The sequence below is a fragment of the Streptomyces bottropensis ATCC 25435 genome (genome assembly GCF_000383595.1).
GTDB lineage: Bacteria > Actinomycetota > Actinomycetes > Streptomycetales > Streptomycetaceae > Streptomyces > Streptomyces bottropensis.
On the sequence record NZ_KB911581.1, the window covers coordinates 6549140 to 6567275 of the forward strand.

At 72.6% G+C, this 18136-nt stretch carries 17 protein-coding genes; 7 read left to right on the forward strand and 10 right to left on the reverse strand.

Annotation, left to right across the window (positions count from 1 at the left end; translation table 11 throughout):
• Positions 1–29 precede the first annotated feature (29 nt).
• The 5 genes from STRBO_RS0129210 to STRBO_RS0129230 form a co-directional block, all read right to left on the reverse strand.
• A complete protein-coding gene (locus STRBO_RS0129210; RefSeq protein WP_005478076.1) occupies positions 30–1466 on the reverse strand; it encodes a lysine N(6)-hydroxylase/L-ornithine N(5)-oxygenase family protein in 1437 nt (478 codons plus the stop codon).
• Positions 1463–2872: a pyridoxal phosphate-dependent decarboxylase family protein gene (locus STRBO_RS0129215; protein ID WP_005478077.1), complete on the reverse strand. Its 1410-nt coding sequence runs from the start codon at positions 2870–2872 to the stop codon at positions 1463–1465. Before STRBO_RS0129215 ends, STRBO_RS0129210 begins: the two co-directional genes overlap by 4 nt.
• 155 nt (positions 2873–3027) lie before the next feature.
• The gene (gene pepN, locus STRBO_RS0129220) at positions 3028–5532 is read right to left on the reverse strand and encodes an aminopeptidase N (RefSeq protein WP_005478079.1); all 2505 of its coding nucleotides are present in this window, start codon (positions 5530–5532) and stop codon (positions 3028–3030) included.
• 90 nt (positions 5533–5622) lie between these two features.
• The gene (locus STRBO_RS0129225; protein WP_005478081.1) at positions 5623–6144 is read right to left on the reverse strand and encodes a response regulator; all 522 of its coding nucleotides are present in this window, start codon (positions 6142–6144) and stop codon (positions 5623–5625) included.
• Between the two features lie 72 nt (positions 6145–6216).
• Complete coding sequence (locus STRBO_RS0129230; RefSeq protein ID WP_020115234.1) at positions 6217–6651, reverse strand: chorismate mutase; 435 nt, start codon at positions 6649–6651, stop codon at positions 6217–6219.
• An 82-nt stretch (positions 6652–6733) separates the two neighbouring features.
• Between STRBO_RS0129230 and STRBO_RS0129235 the strand changes: the two genes are divergently transcribed.
• On the forward strand, positions 6734–7630 hold the full coding sequence (locus STRBO_RS0129235) for a hypothetical protein (RefSeq protein WP_005478085.1): 897 nt from the start codon (positions 6734–6736) through the stop codon (positions 7628–7630).
• 36 nt (positions 7631–7666) lie between these two features.
• Here STRBO_RS0129235 and STRBO_RS0129240 read toward each other — a convergent pair whose 3' ends face one another.
• Both STRBO_RS0129240 and STRBO_RS0129245 read right to left on the reverse strand, forming a co-directional pair.
• A complete protein-coding gene (locus STRBO_RS0129240) occupies positions 7667–8596 on the reverse strand; it encodes an SDR family oxidoreductase (RefSeq protein WP_005478086.1) in 930 nt (309 codons plus the stop codon).
• A complete protein-coding gene (locus tag STRBO_RS0129245) occupies positions 8593–9450 on the reverse strand; it encodes an SDR family oxidoreductase (RefSeq protein ID WP_005478087.1) in 858 nt (285 codons plus the stop codon). The genes STRBO_RS0129240 and STRBO_RS0129245 overlap by 4 nt, the downstream gene beginning before the upstream one ends.
• 66 nt (positions 9451–9516) lie before the next feature.
• Here STRBO_RS0129245 and STRBO_RS0129250 point away from each other — a divergent pair, with 66 nt between their 5' ends.
• From STRBO_RS0129250 to STRBO_RS0129265, 4 genes are read left to right on the forward strand one after another with little or no spacing between them, the layout of a single operon-like run.
• Positions 9517–10395 (forward strand): enoyl-CoA hydratase family protein, encoded by an 879-nt coding sequence (locus STRBO_RS0129250; protein WP_005478089.1) that lies wholly within the window; start codon positions 9517–9519, stop codon positions 10393–10395.
• Positions 10392–11240, forward strand: coding sequence for a CoA transferase subunit A (locus STRBO_RS0129255; protein ID WP_005478091.1), 849 nt, complete (start codon positions 10392–10394; stop codon positions 11238–11240). The genes STRBO_RS0129250 and STRBO_RS0129255 overlap by 4 nt, the downstream gene beginning before the upstream one ends.
• Entirely contained in the window at positions 11237–11983 is a 747-nt protein-coding gene (locus STRBO_RS0129260; protein WP_020115236.1) for a CoA-transferase subunit beta, read from the forward strand. The genes STRBO_RS0129255 and STRBO_RS0129260 overlap by 4 nt, the downstream gene beginning before the upstream one ends.
• A complete protein-coding gene (locus STRBO_RS0129265; RefSeq protein ID WP_005478094.1) occupies positions 11983–13044 on the forward strand; it encodes an NAD(P)H-dependent flavin oxidoreductase in 1062 nt (353 codons plus the stop codon). Before STRBO_RS0129260 ends, STRBO_RS0129265 begins: the two co-directional genes overlap by 1 nt.
• A 135-nt stretch (positions 13045–13179) precedes the next feature.
• Here the strand turns inward: STRBO_RS0129265 and STRBO_RS0129270 are convergent, their stop codons facing one another.
• From STRBO_RS0129270 to STRBO_RS0129280, 3 genes are read right to left on the reverse strand one after another with little or no spacing between them, the layout of a single operon-like run.
• Positions 13180–14337, reverse strand: a complete 1158-nt coding sequence (locus tag STRBO_RS0129270; protein ID WP_005478095.1) for an acetyl-CoA C-acetyltransferase — start codon at positions 14335–14337, stop codon at positions 13180–13182.
• Between the two features lie 41 nt (positions 14338–14378).
• Positions 14379–15002: a TetR/AcrR family transcriptional regulator gene (locus tag STRBO_RS0129275; RefSeq protein ID WP_005478097.1), complete on the reverse strand. Its 624-nt coding sequence runs from the start codon at positions 15000–15002 to the stop codon at positions 14379–14381.
• Between the two features lie 14 nt (positions 15003–15016).
• A complete protein-coding gene (locus STRBO_RS0129280; protein WP_005478098.1) occupies positions 15017–15823 on the reverse strand; it encodes an SDR family oxidoreductase in 807 nt (268 codons plus the stop codon).
• Positions 15824–15976: 153 nt separating this feature from the next.
• Between STRBO_RS0129280 and STRBO_RS0129285 the strand changes: the two genes are divergently transcribed.
• Together STRBO_RS0129285 and STRBO_RS0129290 are read left to right on the forward strand one after the other, a co-directional pair.
• A complete protein-coding gene (locus STRBO_RS0129285; protein WP_005478100.1) occupies positions 15977–17116 on the forward strand; it encodes an acyl-CoA dehydrogenase family protein in 1140 nt (379 codons plus the stop codon).
• Positions 17117–17147: 31 nt separating this feature from the next.
• Positions 17148–18125 carry an acyl-CoA dehydrogenase family protein gene (locus STRBO_RS0129290; protein WP_005478101.1) on the forward strand — a complete coding sequence of 326 codons (978 nt, stop codon included), beginning with the start codon at positions 17148–17150 and terminating at the stop codon, positions 18123–18125.
• Positions 18126–18136 lie beyond the last annotated feature (11 nt).

Below are 18136 nucleotides of genomic sequence, written 5' to 3' on the forward strand. Positions count from 1 at the left end.
CTGCGGCGGCGGCGATGCCTCGTTGTCGGCTAGCGCACGTCGACGAGCGGTGTGAGTGGGGTGCGGGTGCTCGCTTGCCGGGCGGCCGGGATCCGGGGCCCGGGTTCGAGGCCGAAGGTGGTGAAGGCGGTGCGGCTCGGCAGGGGGTAGGGCTCCTTCCCGGTGAGGGTGTTGAGGATGGTGGCGCTGCGCCAGGCGGCGAGGCCGAGGTCGGGGGCGCCGACGCCGTGGGTGTGCAGTTCGGCGTTCTGGACGTAGACGTGGCGGTCGGCGGCGGTGACGGACGGGTCGAGGATCATCCGGAAGTTCTCGTCGACGCGGGAGCGTTCGCGGCTGTCGCGCCGCATGTAGGGGTCGAGGCCGGCGAGGACGCGGTCGAGGGGGCGTTCGCGGTAGCCGGTGGCGAGGACGACGGCGTCGGTGGTGAGGCGGGAGCGGGTGCCCTGTTCGCCGTGTTCGAGGTGGAGTTCGACCTTGGTGGTGGCGAGCCGGCCGGCTGTGCGGACGTGTACGCCGGGGGTGAGGACGGCGTCGGGCCAGCCGCCGTCGAGGGTGCGGCGGTACAGCTCGTCGTGGATGGCGGCGATGGTGTCGGCGCCGATGCCCTTGTGGAGCTGCCACTGGGCGGCGACGAGCCGGTCCCGGGTGGGTTCGGTGAGGGCGTGGAAGTAGCGGGTGTAGTCGGGTGTGAAGTGTTCCAGGCCCAGTTTGGAGTACTCCATGGGGGCGAACGCCTCGGTGCGGCCGAGCCAGTGGAGCCGTTCTTGGCCGGGGGGCCGGTGGCGCAGGAGGTCGAGGAAGACCTCTGCTCCGGACTGTCCCGCGCCGATGACGGTGATGTGTCCGGCGGCGAGGAGGCGATCGCGCTGGTCGAGGTAGTCGGCGGCGTGGATGACGGGCACGCCGGTCGCTTCGACGAGTGGTTTGAGGGGTTCGGGGACGTGGGGTTCGGTGCCGACGCCCAGGACGATGTTGCGGGCGTAGGTGCGGGCGAGTGCTGTGGCCTGTCCGTCGGCGTCCAGTCGGGTGTGGTCGACCTCGAACAGGTCGCGTTCGGGGTTCCAGCGCACCGAGTCGACCTGGTGTCCGAACCGTAGTCCGGGGAGGTTCTCGGCGACCCAGCGGCAGTAGGCGTCGTACTCGGCGCGTGGGATGTGGAAGCGCTCGGCGAAGTAGAACGGGAAGAGGCGTTCGCGGGTTCTGAGGTAGTTCAGGAACGACCAGGGGCTCCGGGGGTCGGCGAGGGTGACCAGGTCGGCCAGGAAGGGGACCTGGACCGTGGCGCCCTCGATGAGCAGTCCGGGGTGCCAGTCGAAGCCGGGGCGCTGTTCGTAGAAGACGGCGTCGAGTTCGGTGAGGGGGTGGGCGAGGGCGGCGAGGGAGAGGTTGGCGGGGCCGATGCCGATGCCGACGAGGTCACGGGGGGCTTCGGGGTCGGGCTGGTCGTGGGGTGGGGGCGTGCTCATGCGGGGGTGTGTCCTTCGGGGAGGTCTGCGCGAGTCGTGGGTGCTGTGGCTTCGGTGGCCGTGGCGGCTTCCACGAGCTTCAGCAGGGTGGTGAGGTCGTCCGGCCGGGTGTGGGGGTTGAGCAGGGTGACCTTGAGCCAGAGGCGGCCGTCGAGTGCGGCGCGGCCTATGACGGCCCGGCCGTCGTGGAGGAGTCGGCGGCGTACGGCGGCCACGGCGTCGTCGGGGGCGCCGGTGGGCCGGAAGAGGACCGTGCTGATGGTGGGCCGGTCGTGGAGTTCGAAGGCGGGGTGGGCCTCGACGGTGGTGGCGAAGTCCTGGGCGAGTGCGCAGACCTGGTCGACGAGCCGGCCGATGCCGTGGCGGCCCAGGGTCTTGAGGGTGACGGCGATCTTGAGGATGTCGGGGCGTCGGGTGGTGCGCAGGGACCGGCCGAGGAGGTCGGGCAGGCCGGCCTCGGTGTCGTCGTCGGCGTTGAGGTAGTCGGCCCGGTGGCCGAGGACGGCGAGGTCGGGTGCGTCGCGTACGGCGAGGAGTCCGGCGGCTACGGGCTGCCAGCCGAGTTTGTGCAGGTCGAGGGTGACGGTGTGGGCGCGGGTGAGGCCGTCGAGGAGGGGGCGGTGCCGGTCGCTGAGGAGGAGGCCGCCGCCGTAGGCCGCGTCGACGTGGAGCCGGGCGCCGTGGGCGGCGCAGAGGTCGGCGATCTCGGGGAGCGGGTCGATGAGTCCGGCGTCGGTGGTGCCCGCGGTGGCGGCGACGAGGAGGGGGCCCGGGAGGTGGGTGAGGGCGTCGTCCAGGGTGGTGGGGTCCAGGGTGCCGGCCGGGCTGGGCAGGACGACGGGCTCGGGGAGGCCGAGGAGCCAGGCGGCGCGGGGCAGGGAGTGGTGGGCGCCCGCCGCGGTGACGAGCCGTACTCCGGGGTGGGCCTCGCGGGCCAGCAGGACGGCGAGCTGGTTGGACTCGGTGCCGCCGGTGGTGACCAGGGCGTCGGCGGCGCCGATCTCCTGGGCGAGTGCCCGGGTGACCAGCGCTTCGAGCGCGGAGGCGGCCGGGGCCTGGTCCCAGGAGTCGAGGGAGGGGTTCAGCACGGTGGCGGCGAGGTCCGCGGCGGCGGCCACGGCCAGGGGTGGTGTGTGGAGGTGGGCCGCGCACAGGGGGTCGGCCGGGTCGGCGGTGCCTGCCGCGAGGGCCCGGACCAGCCGGTGGAGGGCGTCCGGCTCGCCCTCGGCGGGCAGCGCCTCGCCGAGGGCCTGGCGTACCTGCGCCGCGACCGTCCGCGGGCCGCCGGCGGGGAGGGGGCCGCCCCGGGCCTCCGCGCCTTCCCGCAGGGCGTCGAGCACCGTGTCGAGGAGGGGACGGAGGCTGCCGGGACCGTGGGGTCCCGAGGCGAGGGGCGGGGTGGTCATGGATTCCTCCGGAGCACGGGGAACCCCATCTTGTACGCCGATCGGGTGCTGAGAGCGGAAAAGCCGTTGAATACAGCCGAAAGAGGGTACGGGGGCCTGCCCTCGACGGCAGCACGCCCCGAAGGGGGCGCGCCGCCGCTGCCCGTGACCGGTCCCTACGCCTCGCGTACCCGCAGCGCGCGCCGCAGGTCGTCCAGTTGGTCCACCAGTTTCCGCCGGAGCGCCGGGATCAGGTCGCCGTCCTGGAGGAACCGTTCCCCGAGGCCGAGGGTGTCCGGGTCGACCGCGTACACGGGGAACGCCCAGCGTCCCGCGGCTTCCGCGATCGCCGGTCCGCGCCGGGCGGCGAGGGCACCCGCGTCGGCCCAGTACCGCTCGACGTACTCCGTCAGCAGGTCCGCCTGTTCGGGCTGCCAGAACCCCTGGGCGGTGGCGGTGAACAGGTAGTTGGAGAGGTCGTCGCCGGTGAACATCGCCTCCCATGCGGCCTGTTTGGCCTCGGGTTCGGGCAGCGCGGCCCGGCAGCGGGCGGCGCCTTCCCGGCCGCTGGCGCTGGGGTCGCGTTCGAGTTCCTCCGCGATGGCTGCGGCGTCGACCGCGCCGAGGACGGCGAGGCGGCCAAGGACGCGCCAGCGCAGTTCGGGGTCGAGTTCGGGTCCGCCGGGGACGGTGCCGTCGGCGAGCCAGGCGGCGATGGTCTCGGGGTGGGCGGCGACGTCGATGAAGTGCCGTACGGCGGTGAGGCGCAGGCCGGGGTTGTCGCCGTCCTCGGTGCGGCGGATGAGGTCGCGGCACAGGGAGCCGAGGGTGGACAGGCCGGCGGCGCGCTGCTCGGGGGCGAGGTAGCGGTCGGCGACCTGGGTGGTGGCGAAGGAGAGGACGCCCTGGACGATGGCGAGGTCGGTCTCGCGCGGGAGGTGGGTGCGGGCGGCCTCCAGGTAGGCGGTGGGCGGGAGTTCGGCGTCGCGTACGGCGTCGCGCAGGGCGTTCCAGACGACGGCGCGGGTGAGCGGGTCGGGGAGGCCGCTGAGGTGGCCGGTGACGGCGGTGAAGGATTCGGGGTCGAAGCGGATCTTGGCGTAGGTGAGGTCGCCGTCGTTGAGGAGGAGGAGTGCGGGCCGCTTGCCGATGGGCTGGTCGGCGGTCTGGGGGAGGTCGAGTGCGAGGCGGTCGCGGAGGGTGAGGTGGCCGTGGTCGTCGCCGGGGTCCCGGTCGTAGACGCCGACGGCGATGTGGTGGGGGCGGCCGCCGGCGCGGTCGACGGTGAGGGTGTGGGTGCCGTCGGCGGCGCGGGTGATCTTCGGGGTGAGGGTGTCGACGCCGGTGGTGCGGAGCCAGGCGTCGGCCCAGGCGTGGACGTCGCGTTCGGTGGCGCCGGTGAGGTTGTCGATGAAGTCGGCGAGGGTGGCGTTGCCGAAGCGGTGGCGGGTGAAGTGGGCGTTGATGCCGGCGAGGAAGTCCTTCTCGCCCATCCAGGCGACGAGCTGGCGCAGGGCGGAGGCGCCCTTGGCGTAGGAGATGCCGTCGAAGTTGAGGAGGGCGGCGGCGGTGTCGTCGACGGCTTCGGGGGCGACGGGGTGGGTGGAGGGGCGCTGGTCGGCGTCGTAGCCCCAGGCCTTGCGGGCGACGCCGAAGTCGACCCAGGTGTCGGCGAAGCGGCTGGCTTCGGTGAGGGTCTGGTAGCCCATGTACTCGGCGAAGGACTCGTTGAGCCAGATGTCGTCCCACCAGCGGAGGGTGACGAGGTCGCCGAACCACATGTGGGCCATCTCGTGGGCGATGACCATGGCGCGGGTCTGGCGTTCGGTGTCGGTGACGGCGGAGCGGTAGACGAACTCGTCGCGGAAGGTGACGAGGCCGGGGTTCTCCATGGCGCCGGCGTTGAACTCGGGGACGAAGGCCTGGTCGTAGGAGTCGAAGGGGTACGGCTCCTCGAACTTCTCGTGGTAGCGGTCGTAGAGGGCGCGGGTGACGTCGAGGATCTCGTCGGCGTCGGTGTCGAGGTGGGGGGCGAGGGAGCGCCGGCAGTGGATGCCGAAGGGCAGGCCGCGGTGTTCGGTGCGCACGGAGTGCCAGGGGCCGGCGGCGACGGCGACGAGGTATGTGGAGATCGGCGGGGTGGTCGCGGCCCGCACGGTGCCGTCGTCCTGTCGCTCGGTGATGCCGTTGGCGAGGACGGTCCAGGCCTCGGGGGCGGTGACGGTGAGGTCGAAGACGGCCTTGAGGTCGGGTTGGTCGAAGGCGGCGAAGACGCGCTGCACGTCGTCCATGAACAGCTGGGTGTAGACGTAGGTCTCGCCGTCGGTGGGGTCGGTGAAGCGGTGCATGCCCTCGCCGGTGCGGGAGTAGCGCATGGCGGCGTCGACGCGCAGTTCGTGGGTGCCCGCGGTGAGGCCCTTGAGGGGGAGGCGGTTGCCGTCGAGGGTCCCGGGGTCGAGGGGTTCTCCGTCGAGGGTGACCGAGCGCAGTTCGGCGGGCTTCAGCTCGACGAAGGTGTCCGCGGCCTTTTTCTTCCCCCGTACGGTGAAGTGGATGACGGTACGGGAGTCGAAGGTCTCGTCGCCACGCGTGAGGTCGAGTGCGATCTCGTAGCGGTGGACGTCGAGGAGCCGAGCACGGGCTTGCGCTTCGTCGCGCGTCAGTACGGACATGAGGGACATGCTGCCTGATGCCTCAGGCCCAGGACAGGGGCGGGCCTGGTACGCGACCTATGTCCGGTCGTGTGCGCCGTGCGTCCGGCCGTTTGCGGCCTATGCCCGGTCGTTCGCGCCGTCGTGCTGTGCGGGGACGCGCCCCCGTTCGCGGCGGTGGTCGGCGGCGGACTCCAGGTTCTCGTGTTCCTTGAGGCGGGCGCGGAGGTCGCGGACCTCGCGTTCCAGGGTGTGGGCGCGGGCGTGGGCGTCGTAGAGGTAGCGGACCTTGGTGCGCAGGGCCCAGGGGTCGACGGGCTTCATGACGAGGTCGGCGACGCCGAGGCGGAAGGCGGCGGCGGTGAGGTCGGCGTCGGGGCCGAAGCCGGTGAGGAGGATGACGGGGATGTGCTGGGTCTGTTCGACGCCGCGCATGTAGTGGACGACGTCGAGGCCGCTGACGCCGGGCATGCGGACGTCGAGGAGGAGCAGGCCGACCTGGCCGCGGAGGACTTCCTTGAGCGCGGCGTCGCCGCTGGTGGCGCGTGTGAGGCGGTGGCCCAGCGGGGCGAGGGCGCTCTCCAGGGCGTACAGCGTGTCCTCGTGGTCGTCGACGATGAGGATCCTGGCTTCGGACGGCATGACCTCTCACCGCGTGTAGTCGTTCCCTGACAAGGAGTGCTCACGCAGGATGCCCCGTCGGCGGGCCGGTTGTCACTCCCCCATGTCCGGCGCTGCGCCGGTGGTGTCCGTCGTGGTCGCTGTTTCCGCTGTGCCGCTCGTGTCCGCTGTGCCGCCGTTCAGGGCGTCGTCCGCGATGCGTTCGTGGTGCCGGATGACCTCGGCGATGATGAAGTTCAGCAGCTTCTCCGCGAACGCCGGGTCCAGCTTGGCACTTGTCGCGAGTCCGCGCAGCCGGTTGATCTGTTGTGCCTCGCGGCCGGGGTCCGCGGGCGGCAGGTGGTGCGCGGCCTTGAGATGGCCGACCCGTTGGGTGCACTTGAAGCGCTCGGCGAGCATGTGGACGACGGCGGCGTCGATGTTGTCGATGCTGTCGCGCAGCCGGGTGAGTTCCGCCCGGACGTCCGCGTCGACCTCGGCGGCCGGCGCGGTCGCGGTCCTCGCGTCATCGGTGTGGCTGGTGGTCATGGTCGTCACCCTACGACGCCGTGGTGCGGCGCCCGCACCGGCCTAGAGTGGAACGTATCGAGGCGTCTTTGGGGGTACGGACGTGGCGGACGGCGGACCTGTCGAGCACGGCTACCCGCATCTGGACACCGTGCGGGCGTCGATCACCGCGCTGTACAAGCGTCTGTCCTACGACACGATCCAGCAGTTCGCCACCAGTGTGGCCCCGGTCGACGTGGCGTTCTGCGACAGCGACGATCTTCATCTCGGTGCGCAGCGGGTGGCGCGGGAGCTGGTGCGGCACTATCGGCTGCCGCAGGCCCGGATGGTCGTCGGCTTCCGGGAGATGACGCATGCGGCGAGTGTCGAACTGGCGGCGGGGCCCGAGTACTTCGTCGAACTCAACGACCGCTTCCGGACACATCGGCGGGACATCGGGGCGGCTCTCGCGCACGAGGTGATGCATGTCTATCTGCACCGGCTCGGGCTGTCCTTCCCCGGCACCCGGGAGAACGAGATCCTCACGGACACGGCGGCGACGTATCTGGGGGCGGGGTGGCTGCTGCTGGACGCGTACCGGGAGGATGCCGCGTCGTCGCAGAAGCTGGGGTATCTGACGCCGGAGGAGTTCGGGTACGTGCTGGCCAAGCGGGCGCAGGTGTTCGGGGAGGACCCTTCGGTGTGGTTCACCAGCGCGCAGGCGTACTCCGCGTTCGCGCAGGGCCGGGTGCGGGCTCTGCGGGACGGGCAGCAGCCGCCGCTGACGGCGGCGGGGTGGGCGGGGCGGCGGCGGTACGCGCGCGACCGGCGCCATGCGCAGGACCTGCCCTCGGGTTCGCCGGGGCCGGGGGTGCCGTACGCGTTCACGCCTGACGGGCGGGGGCCGTTGCGGGTGTCGTTCCCCTGCCCGACCTGTCATCAGCGGATCCGGGTGCCGGTGCGGGGGCGGGTGCGGGCGCGGTGCGGGTTGTGCCGGACGGTTCTGGAGTGCGACACGTAGGGTTTCGGTGCGCGCGCCGGAGGTGGGGGCCATGGATCAGCCGGTCCCGTACACCGGCCCGGGAGTCCGCGCCCGCGCCAGGAGCTTTCGTACGGTCTCCCCCGCCTCCTGCGGGGTCCAGCGGGCCTCCTTGTCCGTGGTGGGGCCCGGGTGCCAGCCCTCCATGGCGGTGATGCGGCCGCCTTCCGTCTCGAAGACCCGGCCGGTGACGCCCTCGCTCGCGGCGGAGCCGAGCCACACCACCAGCGGGGAGACGTTCTCCGGGGCCATGGCGTCGAAGGCGGTGCCGGGGGCGGGGGCGGCCATGGCTTCGGCGAAGGCGCCCTCGGTCATCCTGGTGCGGGCGGCGGGGGCGATGGCGTTGACCTGGACGCCGTAGCGGGCGAGTTCGGCGGCGGCGACGAGGGTGAGGCCGACGATGCCGGCCTTCGCGGCGCTGTAGTTGCCCTGGCCGAGTGAGCCCAGCAGGCCCGCGCCACTGCTGGTGTTGATGATCCTGGCGGCGGGGGTGCGGCCGGCCTTGGCCTCGGCGCGCCAGTGGGCGGCGGCGTGCCTCAGGGGGAGGAAGTGGCCCTTGAGGTGGACGCGGAGTACGGCGTCCCAGTCGTCCTCGTCGAGGTTGACGAGCATGCGGTCGCGCAGGAAGCCGGCGTTGTTGACGAGGGTGTCGAGTCGGCCGAAGGTGTCCAGGGCGGTACGGACGAGGCCGGCGGCGCCGTCGGTGGTGGCGATGTCCCCGCCATGTGCGACCGCCTCCCCTCCCTGCTCCCGGATCTCCGCGACGACCCGGGCGGCCGGGCTGTCGGGGTCCGGCGTGCCGTCGAGTCCGACCCCGAGGTCGTTGACGACCACCTGGGCGCCCTCGGCGGCGTACGCGAGCGCGTGCGCCCGCCCGAGCCCCCGTCCGGCGCCGGTCACGACCACGACACGCCCTTCGCAGAGCCGGTGCGCGCTGTTGCTCGTCACGGGTTCCCTCTCTCCGGGTCCTGGTCCTGCGGGTCCTGGTTTTGCGGGTCCTGGTTTTGCGGGTCCTGGTCTCCTGGGTTCTGACCGGCTGTCGGGTGTCCCCGGTCGGCGGACGGTCGTCCCCGGTCGGCCGTCGACGCGTCCAGGAAGGCCGGGCGTTCGCCGCCGCCGTGGACGTGGAGGGAGGCTCCGGTGATGTAGGCGGCCGCGTCGGAGGCGAGGAAGACCGCCGCGGCGCCGATGTCGGAGGGGGTGGCGAGGCGGCCGAGCGGGACCGTGCCGGCCACGGCGGCGATGCCCTGCTCGTCGCCGTAGTGGAGGTGGGAGAGTTCCGTGCGGACCAGGCCGAGGACGAGGGTGTTGACGCGTATCTCCGGGGCCCACTCCACCGCCATGGAGCGGGCCAGGTGTGCCAGACCGGCCTTGGCCGCGCCGTAGGCCGCCGAGCCGGGCGAGGGGCGGTCGCCGCTCACGCTGCCGATCATGACGATGGTGCCCCGGGCCCGCCGGAGGTGTCCGCGGGCGGCGAGGGAGACGGTCAGCGGGGCGACGAGGTTGAGTTCGACGACGCGCGCGTGGCGGCGGGCGTCGGCCTCGGCGAGGGGTCGGTAGGGGGTGCCGCCGGCGTTGTTGACGAGGACGTCCACGCGAGGCAGCTCGGCGAAGAAGCGGTGCACCGCGTCGGGATCCCGGACGTCCAGGGGCATGAACTCGGCTCCCTTGAGCGGCACTTCGGGCGGGCGTCGGGCACAGGTCACGACCTCGGCGCCGGCTTCGGCGAAGGCTCGGGCGATGCCCGCGCCGACACCGCGCGTGCCTCCGGTGACGACCGCGAGCTTCCCGCTGAGCCGCATCCGCTGCTACCTTCCACTCACGAGACGAACCTAACAAACGTTAGGTGGAAGGTAGCTGATGCGCCGATGAGTGTCTCCACCTCGTCCCCGGAAAAGGGAATTTCCGTCGTCATGGTCGACTACCCGCCGGTGAACGCGCTGCCGGTACGAGGCTGGTACGCACTGGCCGACGCCGTGCGCGGCGCGGGCCGCGATCCCGGGGTCCGGTGCGTGGTGCTGGCGGCAAAGGGGCGCGGGTTCAACGCCGGGGTCGACATCAAGGAGATCCAGGCGGCGGGCCCGGACGCGTTGATCGGCGCCAATCACGGCTGCGCGGAGGCCTTCGCCGCCGTGTACGAGTGCGAGGTGCCGGTGGTCGCGGCCGTGCAGGGCTTCTGCCTGGGCGGCGGAATCGGGCTGGTGGGCAACGCGGACGCGATCGTGGCCAGCGAGGACGCCACCTTCGGGCTGCCCGAGCTGGACCGGGGCGCGCTGGGCGCGGCGACGCATCTGGCCCGGCTCGTGCCCCAGCATCTGATGCGCGCGCTGTACTACACCTCGCGCACGGCGACGGCCGCCGAGCTTCGGGCGCACGGGTCGGTGTGGTGGGTCGTCCCCCGCCCCGAACTGCTCGGCGGGGCAATGGAATTGGCGCGGGAGATCGCCGCGAAGGACGGCCGGCTGCTCCGGCTGGCCAAGGCCGCCATCAACGGCATCGACCCGGTCGACGTCCGCCGCAGTTACCGCTTCGAGCAGGGCTTCACCTTCGAGGCGAACCTCAGCGGGGTGGCCGACGAGGTCCGCGACACGTTCGGGACGGCGGGGAGGGGTGGGAGCGGCGGGAGCGGCGGGAGCGGCGGGAGGGGCACAGGTGGGAGAGCCGGGGCGGCCGAGAATTGCGGACCGGCCGGGGCACGTGGGCAGGTCGCGGGGAGTACGGACGTGGAGGAGGGAGGAGCCGGGTGAGTGACAAGACGATGACCGCCGACGAGGCCGTCTCGCGGCTGGCGAGCGGAATGACCCTCGGCATCGGCGGCTGGGGGTCGCGCCGCAAGCCGATGGCCCTGGTGAGAGCACTGCTCCGGTCCGAGATCACCGATCTCACCGTCGTCTCGTACGGCGGACCGGACGTCGGCATGCTCGCCGCCGCCGGGCGGGTCCGGAAGCTGGTCGCCGCCTTCGCCACCCTCGACTCCATCCCCCTCGAACCGCATTTCCGCGCGGCGCGCGAGCGGGGCGCGTTCGAGCTGATGGAGGTCGACGAGGCGATGTTCATGTGGGGGCTGCGGGCCGCCGCGCACCGGCTGCCCTTCCTGCCGGTACGGGCGGGCATCGGCTCGGACGTGATGCGGGTCAACCCCGGCCTGAAGACGGTCACGTCGCCGTACGACGACGGCGAGACCTTCGTCGCCATGCCCGCGCTGCGCCTCGACGCCGCGTTCGTGCACGTCAACCGGGCCGACCGGCAGGGCAACGGCCAGTACCTGGGCCCGGACCCCTACTTCGACGACCTCTTCTGCGAGGCCGCCGACACGGCGTACGTCTCCTGCGAACGGATCGTGGACACGGCCGAGTTGACGAAGGACGCGCCACCCCAGTCACTGCTGGTCGGCCGCCATGTGGTGACCGGCGTGATCGAGGCCCCGGGCGGCGCGCACTTCACGTCGTGCGCCCCCGACTACGGCCGGGACGAGGCCTTCCAGAAGGCGTACGCGAGCACACCGTGGGCGGACTTCGCCGAGCGGTTCCTGACAGGGGACGAGCCCGCCTACCGGTCGGCCGTGCGGGCGTGGCACCAGGAGGGCTCATGAGCAGGGCAGCCGTCAGCGGTGTCACCCGCGCCGAGTACTGCGTGATCGCCTGTGCCGAGGCCTGGCGCGGCGCCGGGGAGATCCTCGCCAGTCCCATGGGGCTCGTCCCGTCCCTGGGCGCGCGCCTGGCCAAGCGGACGTTCTCGCCGGATCTGCTGCTGACCGACGGTGAGGCGCTGCTCGTCGGACTCGACGGCACCGTCGAGGGATGGCTGCCCTACCGGCGGCACCTGGCCCTGGTCACCGGCGGCCGCCGGCACGTGATGATGGGCGCGAGCCAGATCGACCGGTACGGCAATCAGAACATCTCGTGCGTGGGCGACTGGGCACAGCCGAGGCGGCAGCTCCTCGGGGTGCGGGGCGCGCCGGTCAACACCCTGAACAACCCGACCAGTTACTGGATCCCGAAGCACTCCCGACGGGTCTTCGTGGAGAAGGTCGACATGGTGTGCGGGGTCGGCTACGACCGCGTGGCCGAGCATCCGGCCGCCGCCCGCTACCACCACCTCCCGAGGGTCGTGTCCGACCTCGGGGTCTTCGACTTCGCGACCCCCGACCACGCCATGCGGCTGGTCTCGCTGCATCCGGGCGTCACGGTCGAGCGGGTCGAGGAGGCGACGGGCTTCGCGCTCGCCGTCCCGGACGAGGTGCCGTGCACCCGTGCACCGACCGAGGACGAGCTGAGGCTGATCCGTGAGGTGATCGACCCGGAGAACACACGCGCGCGGGAGGTGAACGGCTGATGCAAACGCCTCTGACCCGGCTTGTCGGCGTCCGCCACCCGATCGTGCAGACCGGCATGGGCTGGGTGGCCGGCCCCCGTCTGGTCTCCGCGTCGGCGAACGCGGGAGCCCTCGGCATCCTTGCCTCGGCGACGATGACGCCCCCGCAACTCCGGTCCGCCGTACGGAAGGTGAAGTCCCGTACGGACGGCGCGCCCTTCGGGGTGAATCTGCGGGCCGACGCGGGGGACGCGCGGGAGCGGGTGCGGATCATCGTCGAGGAGGGCGTCCGCGTGGCGTCGTTCGCGCTCGCGCCGTCGAGGGAGCTGATCGCCGAGCTGAAGGACGCGGGCGTGGTCGTGATCCCGTCCGTCGGTGCCCGGCGGCACGCCGAGAAGGTGGCGGCGTGGGGCGCGGACGCCGTGATCGTGCAGGGCGGCGAGGGCGGCGGGCACACCGGGGACGTGGCGACGACCGTACTGCTGCCACAGGTCGTGGACGCCGTCGACATCCCCGTCGTCGCCGCCGGCGGCTTCCACGACGGGCGCGGGCTCGTGGCCGCGCTGGCGTTCGGGGCGGCCGGGGTGGCGATGGGCACCCGGTTCCTGCTCACCTCGGACTCGACGGTGCCCGGGGAGGTGAAGGCCCGCTATCTGGCCGCGACGGTCAGGGACGTCACCGTCACGCGGGCCGTGGACGGGCTGCCGCACCGCATGCTGCGCACGGAGTTCGTGAGCGCGCTGGAGGCGTCCGGCCGTGCGCGCGCCCTCGTGCGCGCCGTGCGCCACGCGGCCGGGTTCCGGCGGATCTCCGGGCTGACCTGGCGCCGTATGATCCGCGACGGGCGCGCGCTGCGGCACGGCAAGGACCTCACCTGGAGTCAGGTCCTGCTCGCCGCCAACACGCCCATGCTGCTCAGGTCCGCGATGGTGGACGGCCGTACGGACCTGGGGGTGATGGCGGCCGGGCAGGTCGCCGGGGTGATCGACGACCTGCCGTCGTGCGCGGAGCTGGTGGAACGGATCATGAAGGAGGCGGAGGAGGCGCTGACGTCCCTGGGGCGACTCGACGCCCCTCGGTGACGGTCACGGACATCCGGTGACGGTCACGGACACGGTGAGACGGTGACGGTCACAGTGACAGACATCCGGTGACCGTCACGGCTGTTCGGTGACCGTCACGGCCTCTCGCCGACCGTCGCGGTCGTTCGAGGCTCGTCACAGCCGTTCGATGATCGTCACGTTCGCCTGCCCGCCTCCCTCGCACATCGTCTGGAGCCCGTACCGGCCGCCCGTGCGCTCCAGTTCGTGCAGGAGGGTCGTCATGAGCTTGGCGCCGGTCGCCCCCAGCGGGTGACCGAGGGCGATCGCGCCGCCGTTGACGTTGACCTTCTCCGGGTCGGCGCCCGTCTCCTTCAGCCAGGCCAGGACGACCGGCGCGAAGGCCTCGTTGATCTCGACGAGGTCGATGGCGTCGAGGGTGAGGCCGGTCTTCTTCAGGGCGTAGGCGGTCGCCGGTATCGGCGCGGTGAGCATACGGATGGGGTCCTCGCCGCGCACGGAGAGGTGGTGCACGCGGGCGCGCGGGGTCAGCCCGTGCTCCCGTACGGCGCGCTCGGAGGCGAGGAGGAGCGCGGCGGCTCCGTCGGAGACCTGGGAGGAGCAGGCGGCGGTGACGGTGCCGCCGTCGATGACGGGTTTCAGGGCGGCCATCTTCTCCAGGGAGGTGTCACGGCGCGGTCCCTCGTCGACGGTGACGTCGCCGTACGGCACGGTCTCACGCGCGAAGCGGCCCTCGTCGACGGCCCGCACCGCCCGCTGGTGGGAGCGCAGCGCGTACTCCTCCTGGTCGCGGCGGCCGATGCCCCACTTCGCGGCGATCATCTCGGCGCCCGCGAACTGGTTCACCGGCCGGTCCCCGTACCGTGCCCGCCATCCCTCGCTGCCCGCGAAGGGCCCCTGCGTGAGTCCGAGGGGGACGGCGGCCTGGCGGGAGGCGAAGGCGATGGGGATCATCGTCATGTTCTGGACGCCGCCCGCGACCACCAGGTCCTGGGTGCCGGAGAGCACGGCCTGGGCGGCGAAGTGGACGGCCTGCTGCGAGGATCCGCACTGCCGGTCGACGGTCGTGCCCGGTACCTCCTCGGGCAGCCCGGCCGCCAGCCAGCTCGTACGCGCGATGTCACCGGCCTGCGGTCCGACGGTGTCCAGGCAGCCGAAGACGACGTCCTCCACGGCGGCCGGGTCCACGCCCGCGCGCGCGACGAGCGCTTTGAGGGCATGCGCGCCGAGGTCGGCCGGATGGACCCTGCCGAGCCCTCCCCCGCGCCTGCCGACGGGCGTCCGGACCGCTTCGACGATGTAGGCCTCGGCCATGGCAACTCCCTTGGTGTCAAAGGTTGTTCACCGAATGTGTGTCAGGGCCCGGTGCGTACGGCGATCCCGTCCAGGACCATCGACAGGTACTGCCGGGCGATCTCCTCCGGGCTGTACTTTCCGCTGGGCTGGTACCAGGACGCGGCGACCCAGACCGTGTCGCGCACGAACCGGTAGGTGACCCTCGTGTCCAGGTCGGCCCGGAACTCTCCGCGCGCGACCCCGTTCTCCAGCGCGGTCAGCCACACCTTCTCGAACTTGGTCTGCGACTGCTCCAGGAAGGAGAACCGCCGTTCCTGGGCGATCAGCTGCTTCGACTCGTTCTGGTAGATCCGGACGGCGTCACAATGCCGCCCGATCGCCCGGAAGGACTCGGTGACCAGCGCTTCGAAGGTCTCCCGGGGGCCCGTTCCGGCGTCCAGGACGGCGTCGTACCGCTCCCAGAGTTCGTCGAGGAAGGTCCGCAGGATCTCCTCCAGCATCGCGTCCTTGGACTCGAAGTAGTAGTAGAGGCTTCCCGCGAGCATGCCCGCGTCGTCCGCGATCCGGCGCATGGTGGTGGCGTTGTACCCCTGGTCGGCGAAGACGCGGGCGGCCTTGTCGAGGAGTTCACGGCGGCGGGCGGGCGCGGCGCCGGGCGCCTGGGGGGTCTTCTTGGTCGGCACGCTGTTCGTTGTCCTTAGGGGTGCTGGTTGCTGACGGAGACGATCTCGCCCGTCATGTACGAGGAGTAGCCGGACGCGAGGAACACGATCACGTTGGCGACCTCCCAGGGTTCGGCGTACCGCCCGAAGGCCTCCCGCGCGGTCAGTTCGGCCAGCAGTTCGGGGGTCGTGACCTTCACCAGGTGCGGGTGCATGGCGAGGCTCGGTGACACGGCGTTGACCCGGACCCCGTACGCGGCCGCCTCGACCGCCGCACACCTGGTCAGCGCCATCACGCCCGCCTTCGCCGCAGCGTAGTGCGCCTGTCCGGCCTGGGCGCGCCAGCCGACGACGGAGGCGTTGTTGACGATCACGCCTCGCCCGCCTCCCTCGCCCCCACCGCCCTCCCGCATCAGCCGCAGAGCGGCCCTGGTGCACCGGAACGTGCCGTTCAGCGTCACGTCCAGCACCCTGGACCACTGCTCGTCCGTCATGTCGACGACATCCGAGGTACCGCCGAGGCCCGCGTTGTTGACGACGATGTCCAGCCCACCGTGCAACCGGGCCCCCGCCTCGAACAGCGCCCGCACCTGATCGTCGTCGGTCACGTCGCACGGCACCGCGTGGACGGACTCCGCCCCGAACTCGGCGACCAGCTCGTTCCTGTACTGCTTGAGCCGGCGCGTGTGGGCGTCGCTGATCAGTACGCGCGCACCCTCCTCCAGGAAGCGCCGTGCCGTCGCTCCGCCGATACCGGCGCCGGCGGCCGCGGTGACGACGGCGGTGCGGCCGGCGAGGAGGCCGTGGGCGGGAGGGTACGTCGGGGGGTCGACGTTGCTCATGGGGGCACGCTAACCTACCAAACACTTGTTAGGGAAGGCTTGACGTTCGTCAGGTACACCCACGCACCAACGCACCCACGCACCCACCACTCAGCCCGTCAGCGCCGACCAGGCAGCCAGGCCGCCGGCCGGCCGGGCAAAGAAGGGCGCCCCATGGACCTGGCCCATCCCCCCGCCGACGAGGCCTTCCGCGCCGAGGCCCGCGCCTGGCTGCGCGCCCATGTCCCACCCGAGCCGCTGCCCTCCCTGGAGACGGCGGAGGGCTTCGCCGCACACCGCCGCTGGGAGGCCGAACTGGCCGCCGACCGCTGGTCGGTGGTCGACTGGCCGGCCGCGTACGGCGGCCGTGACGCGGGCCTGCTGCGGAGACTGGTCTTCGAGGAGGAGTACTACGCGGCGGGCGCCCCGGGCCGGGTGGGCCAGAACGGCATCAGCCTCCTCGCCCCGACCCTCTTCGACCACGGCACCCAGGAACAGCGGGCCCGCGTACTGCCCCCGATGGCCTCCGGCGAGGTGGTGTGGGCGCAGGCCTGGTCGGAGCCCGAGGCCGGGTCGGACCTCGCCTCGCTCACCTCCAGGGCCGTGCGTACCAACGGGGGCTGGCTGCTGACCGGGCAGAAGACCTGGTCCTCGCGGGCCGCCTTCGCGGACCGGGCGTTCGGCCTGTTCCGCAGTGAGCCGGGCGCCCCGCAACCCCATCAGGGCCTGACGTATCTGATGTTCGACCTGCGTGCACCGGGCGTGACGGTCCGCCCGATCGGCCGTCTGGACGGCAAGCCCGCCTTCGCCGAACTCTTCCTCGACGACGTGTTCGTGCCGGACGAGGACGTGATCGGCGAGCCCGGCCGGGGCTGGCGCATCGCCATGTCCACCGCCGGCAACGAACGCGGCCTGACGCTCCGCCCCCCGGGCCGCTTCCTGGCCTCCGCGGACCGGCTGCTCGGCCTGTGGCGGGCCCAGGGAAGCCCGGCGTCCGCCCGCGACCGGGTGGCGGACGCGGTGATCGGCGCCCGCGCCTACCAGCTGTTCACCTACGCGGCCGCCTCCCGCTTCCTGGAGGGCGCGCCGGTCGGCCCGGAGTCCAGCCTGAACAAGGTCTTCTGGTCCGAGCTGGACCTGGAGCTGCACGAGACGGCGCTCGACCTGCTCGGCGAGGAGGGCGAGTCGGCGGACACCGACTGGTCCGAGGGCTATGTCTTCGCCCTGGCGGGCCCGATCTACGCCGGCACCAACGAGATCCAGCGCGACATCATCGCCGAACGCCTCCTCGGCCTGCCGAAGGGCCGCCGCTGATGCCTGATCCCCTCCTGAAGGGCCGCCACTGATGCGCTTCCTCCTGGACACCGAGCAGCGGGCGTTCGCCAAGTCGCTGGACGCCATGCTGACGGCGGCCGACACCCCCTCGGTCGTACGGGCGTGGGGGCAGGGCGAGCACCGGGCCGGGCGGGCGCTGTGGTCCCGGGTGGCGGAGGCCGGGGTGTTCGCGCTGGCGGCGCCGGAGGCGTACGAGGGGGTCGGCCCCCTTCCCGTCGAACTGGCCGTGGCCTTCGTGGAACTGGGGCGGCACGCGGTGCCGGGCCCTCTCGTGGAGACGGCGACCGCGGCGGTCCTCCTGACCTCCCTCCAGGACCCGAACCCGGCAGCGCGCCTGCTCCCGGCGCTGCTGTCCGGCAGGGCGATGGCCACGGCGGCACCGGCGCCGGGGTCGTACGCGCTGGACGGGGACGCGGCGACGATTCGCCTCTCGCTCGACCGGGACAGGGGCGAGCTGCGCCTCTCCCCCGGCCACGGCCCCGTCCGCCCCTCCCTGGACCCGGCCCGCCGTCTGACCCCCCTCTCCCCCGGCGGCGAGCTCCTCCCCACGACCCCGTCCTCCCTCACCCATGCCCTCACCTGGGCCCGTGTGGCCGTGGCCGCGCAAGCCCTCGGCGTGGGACTCGCACTCCTGGACAGGACGGTCGTGCACGTCCGCCGGCGCACCCAGTTCGGCGTGCCGATCGGCTCGTTCCAGGCGGTGAAGCACCGGCTGGCGGACGCGAAGGTGGCGCTGGAGTTCGCGCGTCCGCTGGTCTTCGGGGCGGCGGTCACCCTGGACCCGGCGGATGCGGCGGCGGCCAAGGTGATGGCGTGCGAGGCGGCGTACGCGACCGCGCGCACGGCGCTGCAGCTGCACGGCGCGATCGGATACACGGCGGAGTACGACCTGTCCCTCTGGCTGACCAGGGCGCGGGCGCTCCGGACGGCCTGGGGCACCCCGGCCGAGTGCCGCGCCGCGGTGCTCGGCGCCGGTCGCCTCCGCTGATTGCCCGGGGC

Coding starts and splice junctions, on each gene's coding strand:
- STRBO_RS0129210 (WP_005478076.1), bottom strand. CDS start 1,466: ATGAGCACGCCCCCACCCCACGACCAGCCCGACCCCGAAGCCCCCCGT.
- STRBO_RS0129215 (WP_005478077.1), bottom strand. CDS start 2,872: ATGACCACCCCGCCCCTCGCCTCGGGACCCCACGGTCCCGGCAGCCTC.
- pepN (WP_005478079.1), bottom strand. CDS start 5,532: ATGTCCCTCATGTCCGTACTGACGCGCGACGAAGCGCAAGCCCGTGCT.
- STRBO_RS0129225 (WP_005478081.1), bottom strand. CDS start 6,144: ATGCCGTCCGAAGCCAGGATCCTCATCGTCGACGACCACGAGGACACG.
- STRBO_RS0129230 (WP_020115234.1), bottom strand. CDS start 6,651: ATGACCACCAGCCACACCGATGACGCGAGGACCGCGACCGCGCCGGCC.
- STRBO_RS0129245 (WP_005478087.1), bottom strand. CDS start 9,450: ATGCGGCTCAGCGGGAAGCTCGCGGTCGTCACCGGAGGCACGCGCGGT.
- STRBO_RS0129250 (WP_005478089.1), top strand. CDS start 9,517: ATGAGTGTCTCCACCTCGTCCCCGGAAAAGGGAATTTCCGTCGTCATG.
- STRBO_RS0129260 (WP_020115236.1), top strand. CDS start 11,237: ATGAGCAGGGCAGCCGTCAGCGGTGTCACCCGCGCCGAGTACTGCGTG.
- STRBO_RS0129265 (WP_005478094.1), top strand. CDS start 11,983: ATGCAAACGCCTCTGACCCGGCTTGTCGGCGTCCGCCACCCGATCGTG.
- STRBO_RS0129270 (WP_005478095.1), bottom strand. CDS start 14,337: ATGGCCGAGGCCTACATCGTCGAAGCGGTCCGGACGCCCGTCGGCAGG.
- STRBO_RS0129280 (WP_005478098.1), bottom strand. CDS start 15,823: ATGAGCAACGTCGACCCCCCGACGTACCCTCCCGCCCACGGCCTCCTC.
- STRBO_RS0129285 (WP_005478100.1), top strand. CDS start 15,977: ATGGACCTGGCCCATCCCCCCGCCGACGAGGCCTTCCGCGCCGAGGCC.
- STRBO_RS0129290 (WP_005478101.1), top strand. CDS start 17,148: ATGCGCTTCCTCCTGGACACCGAGCAGCGGGCGTTCGCCAAGTCGCTG.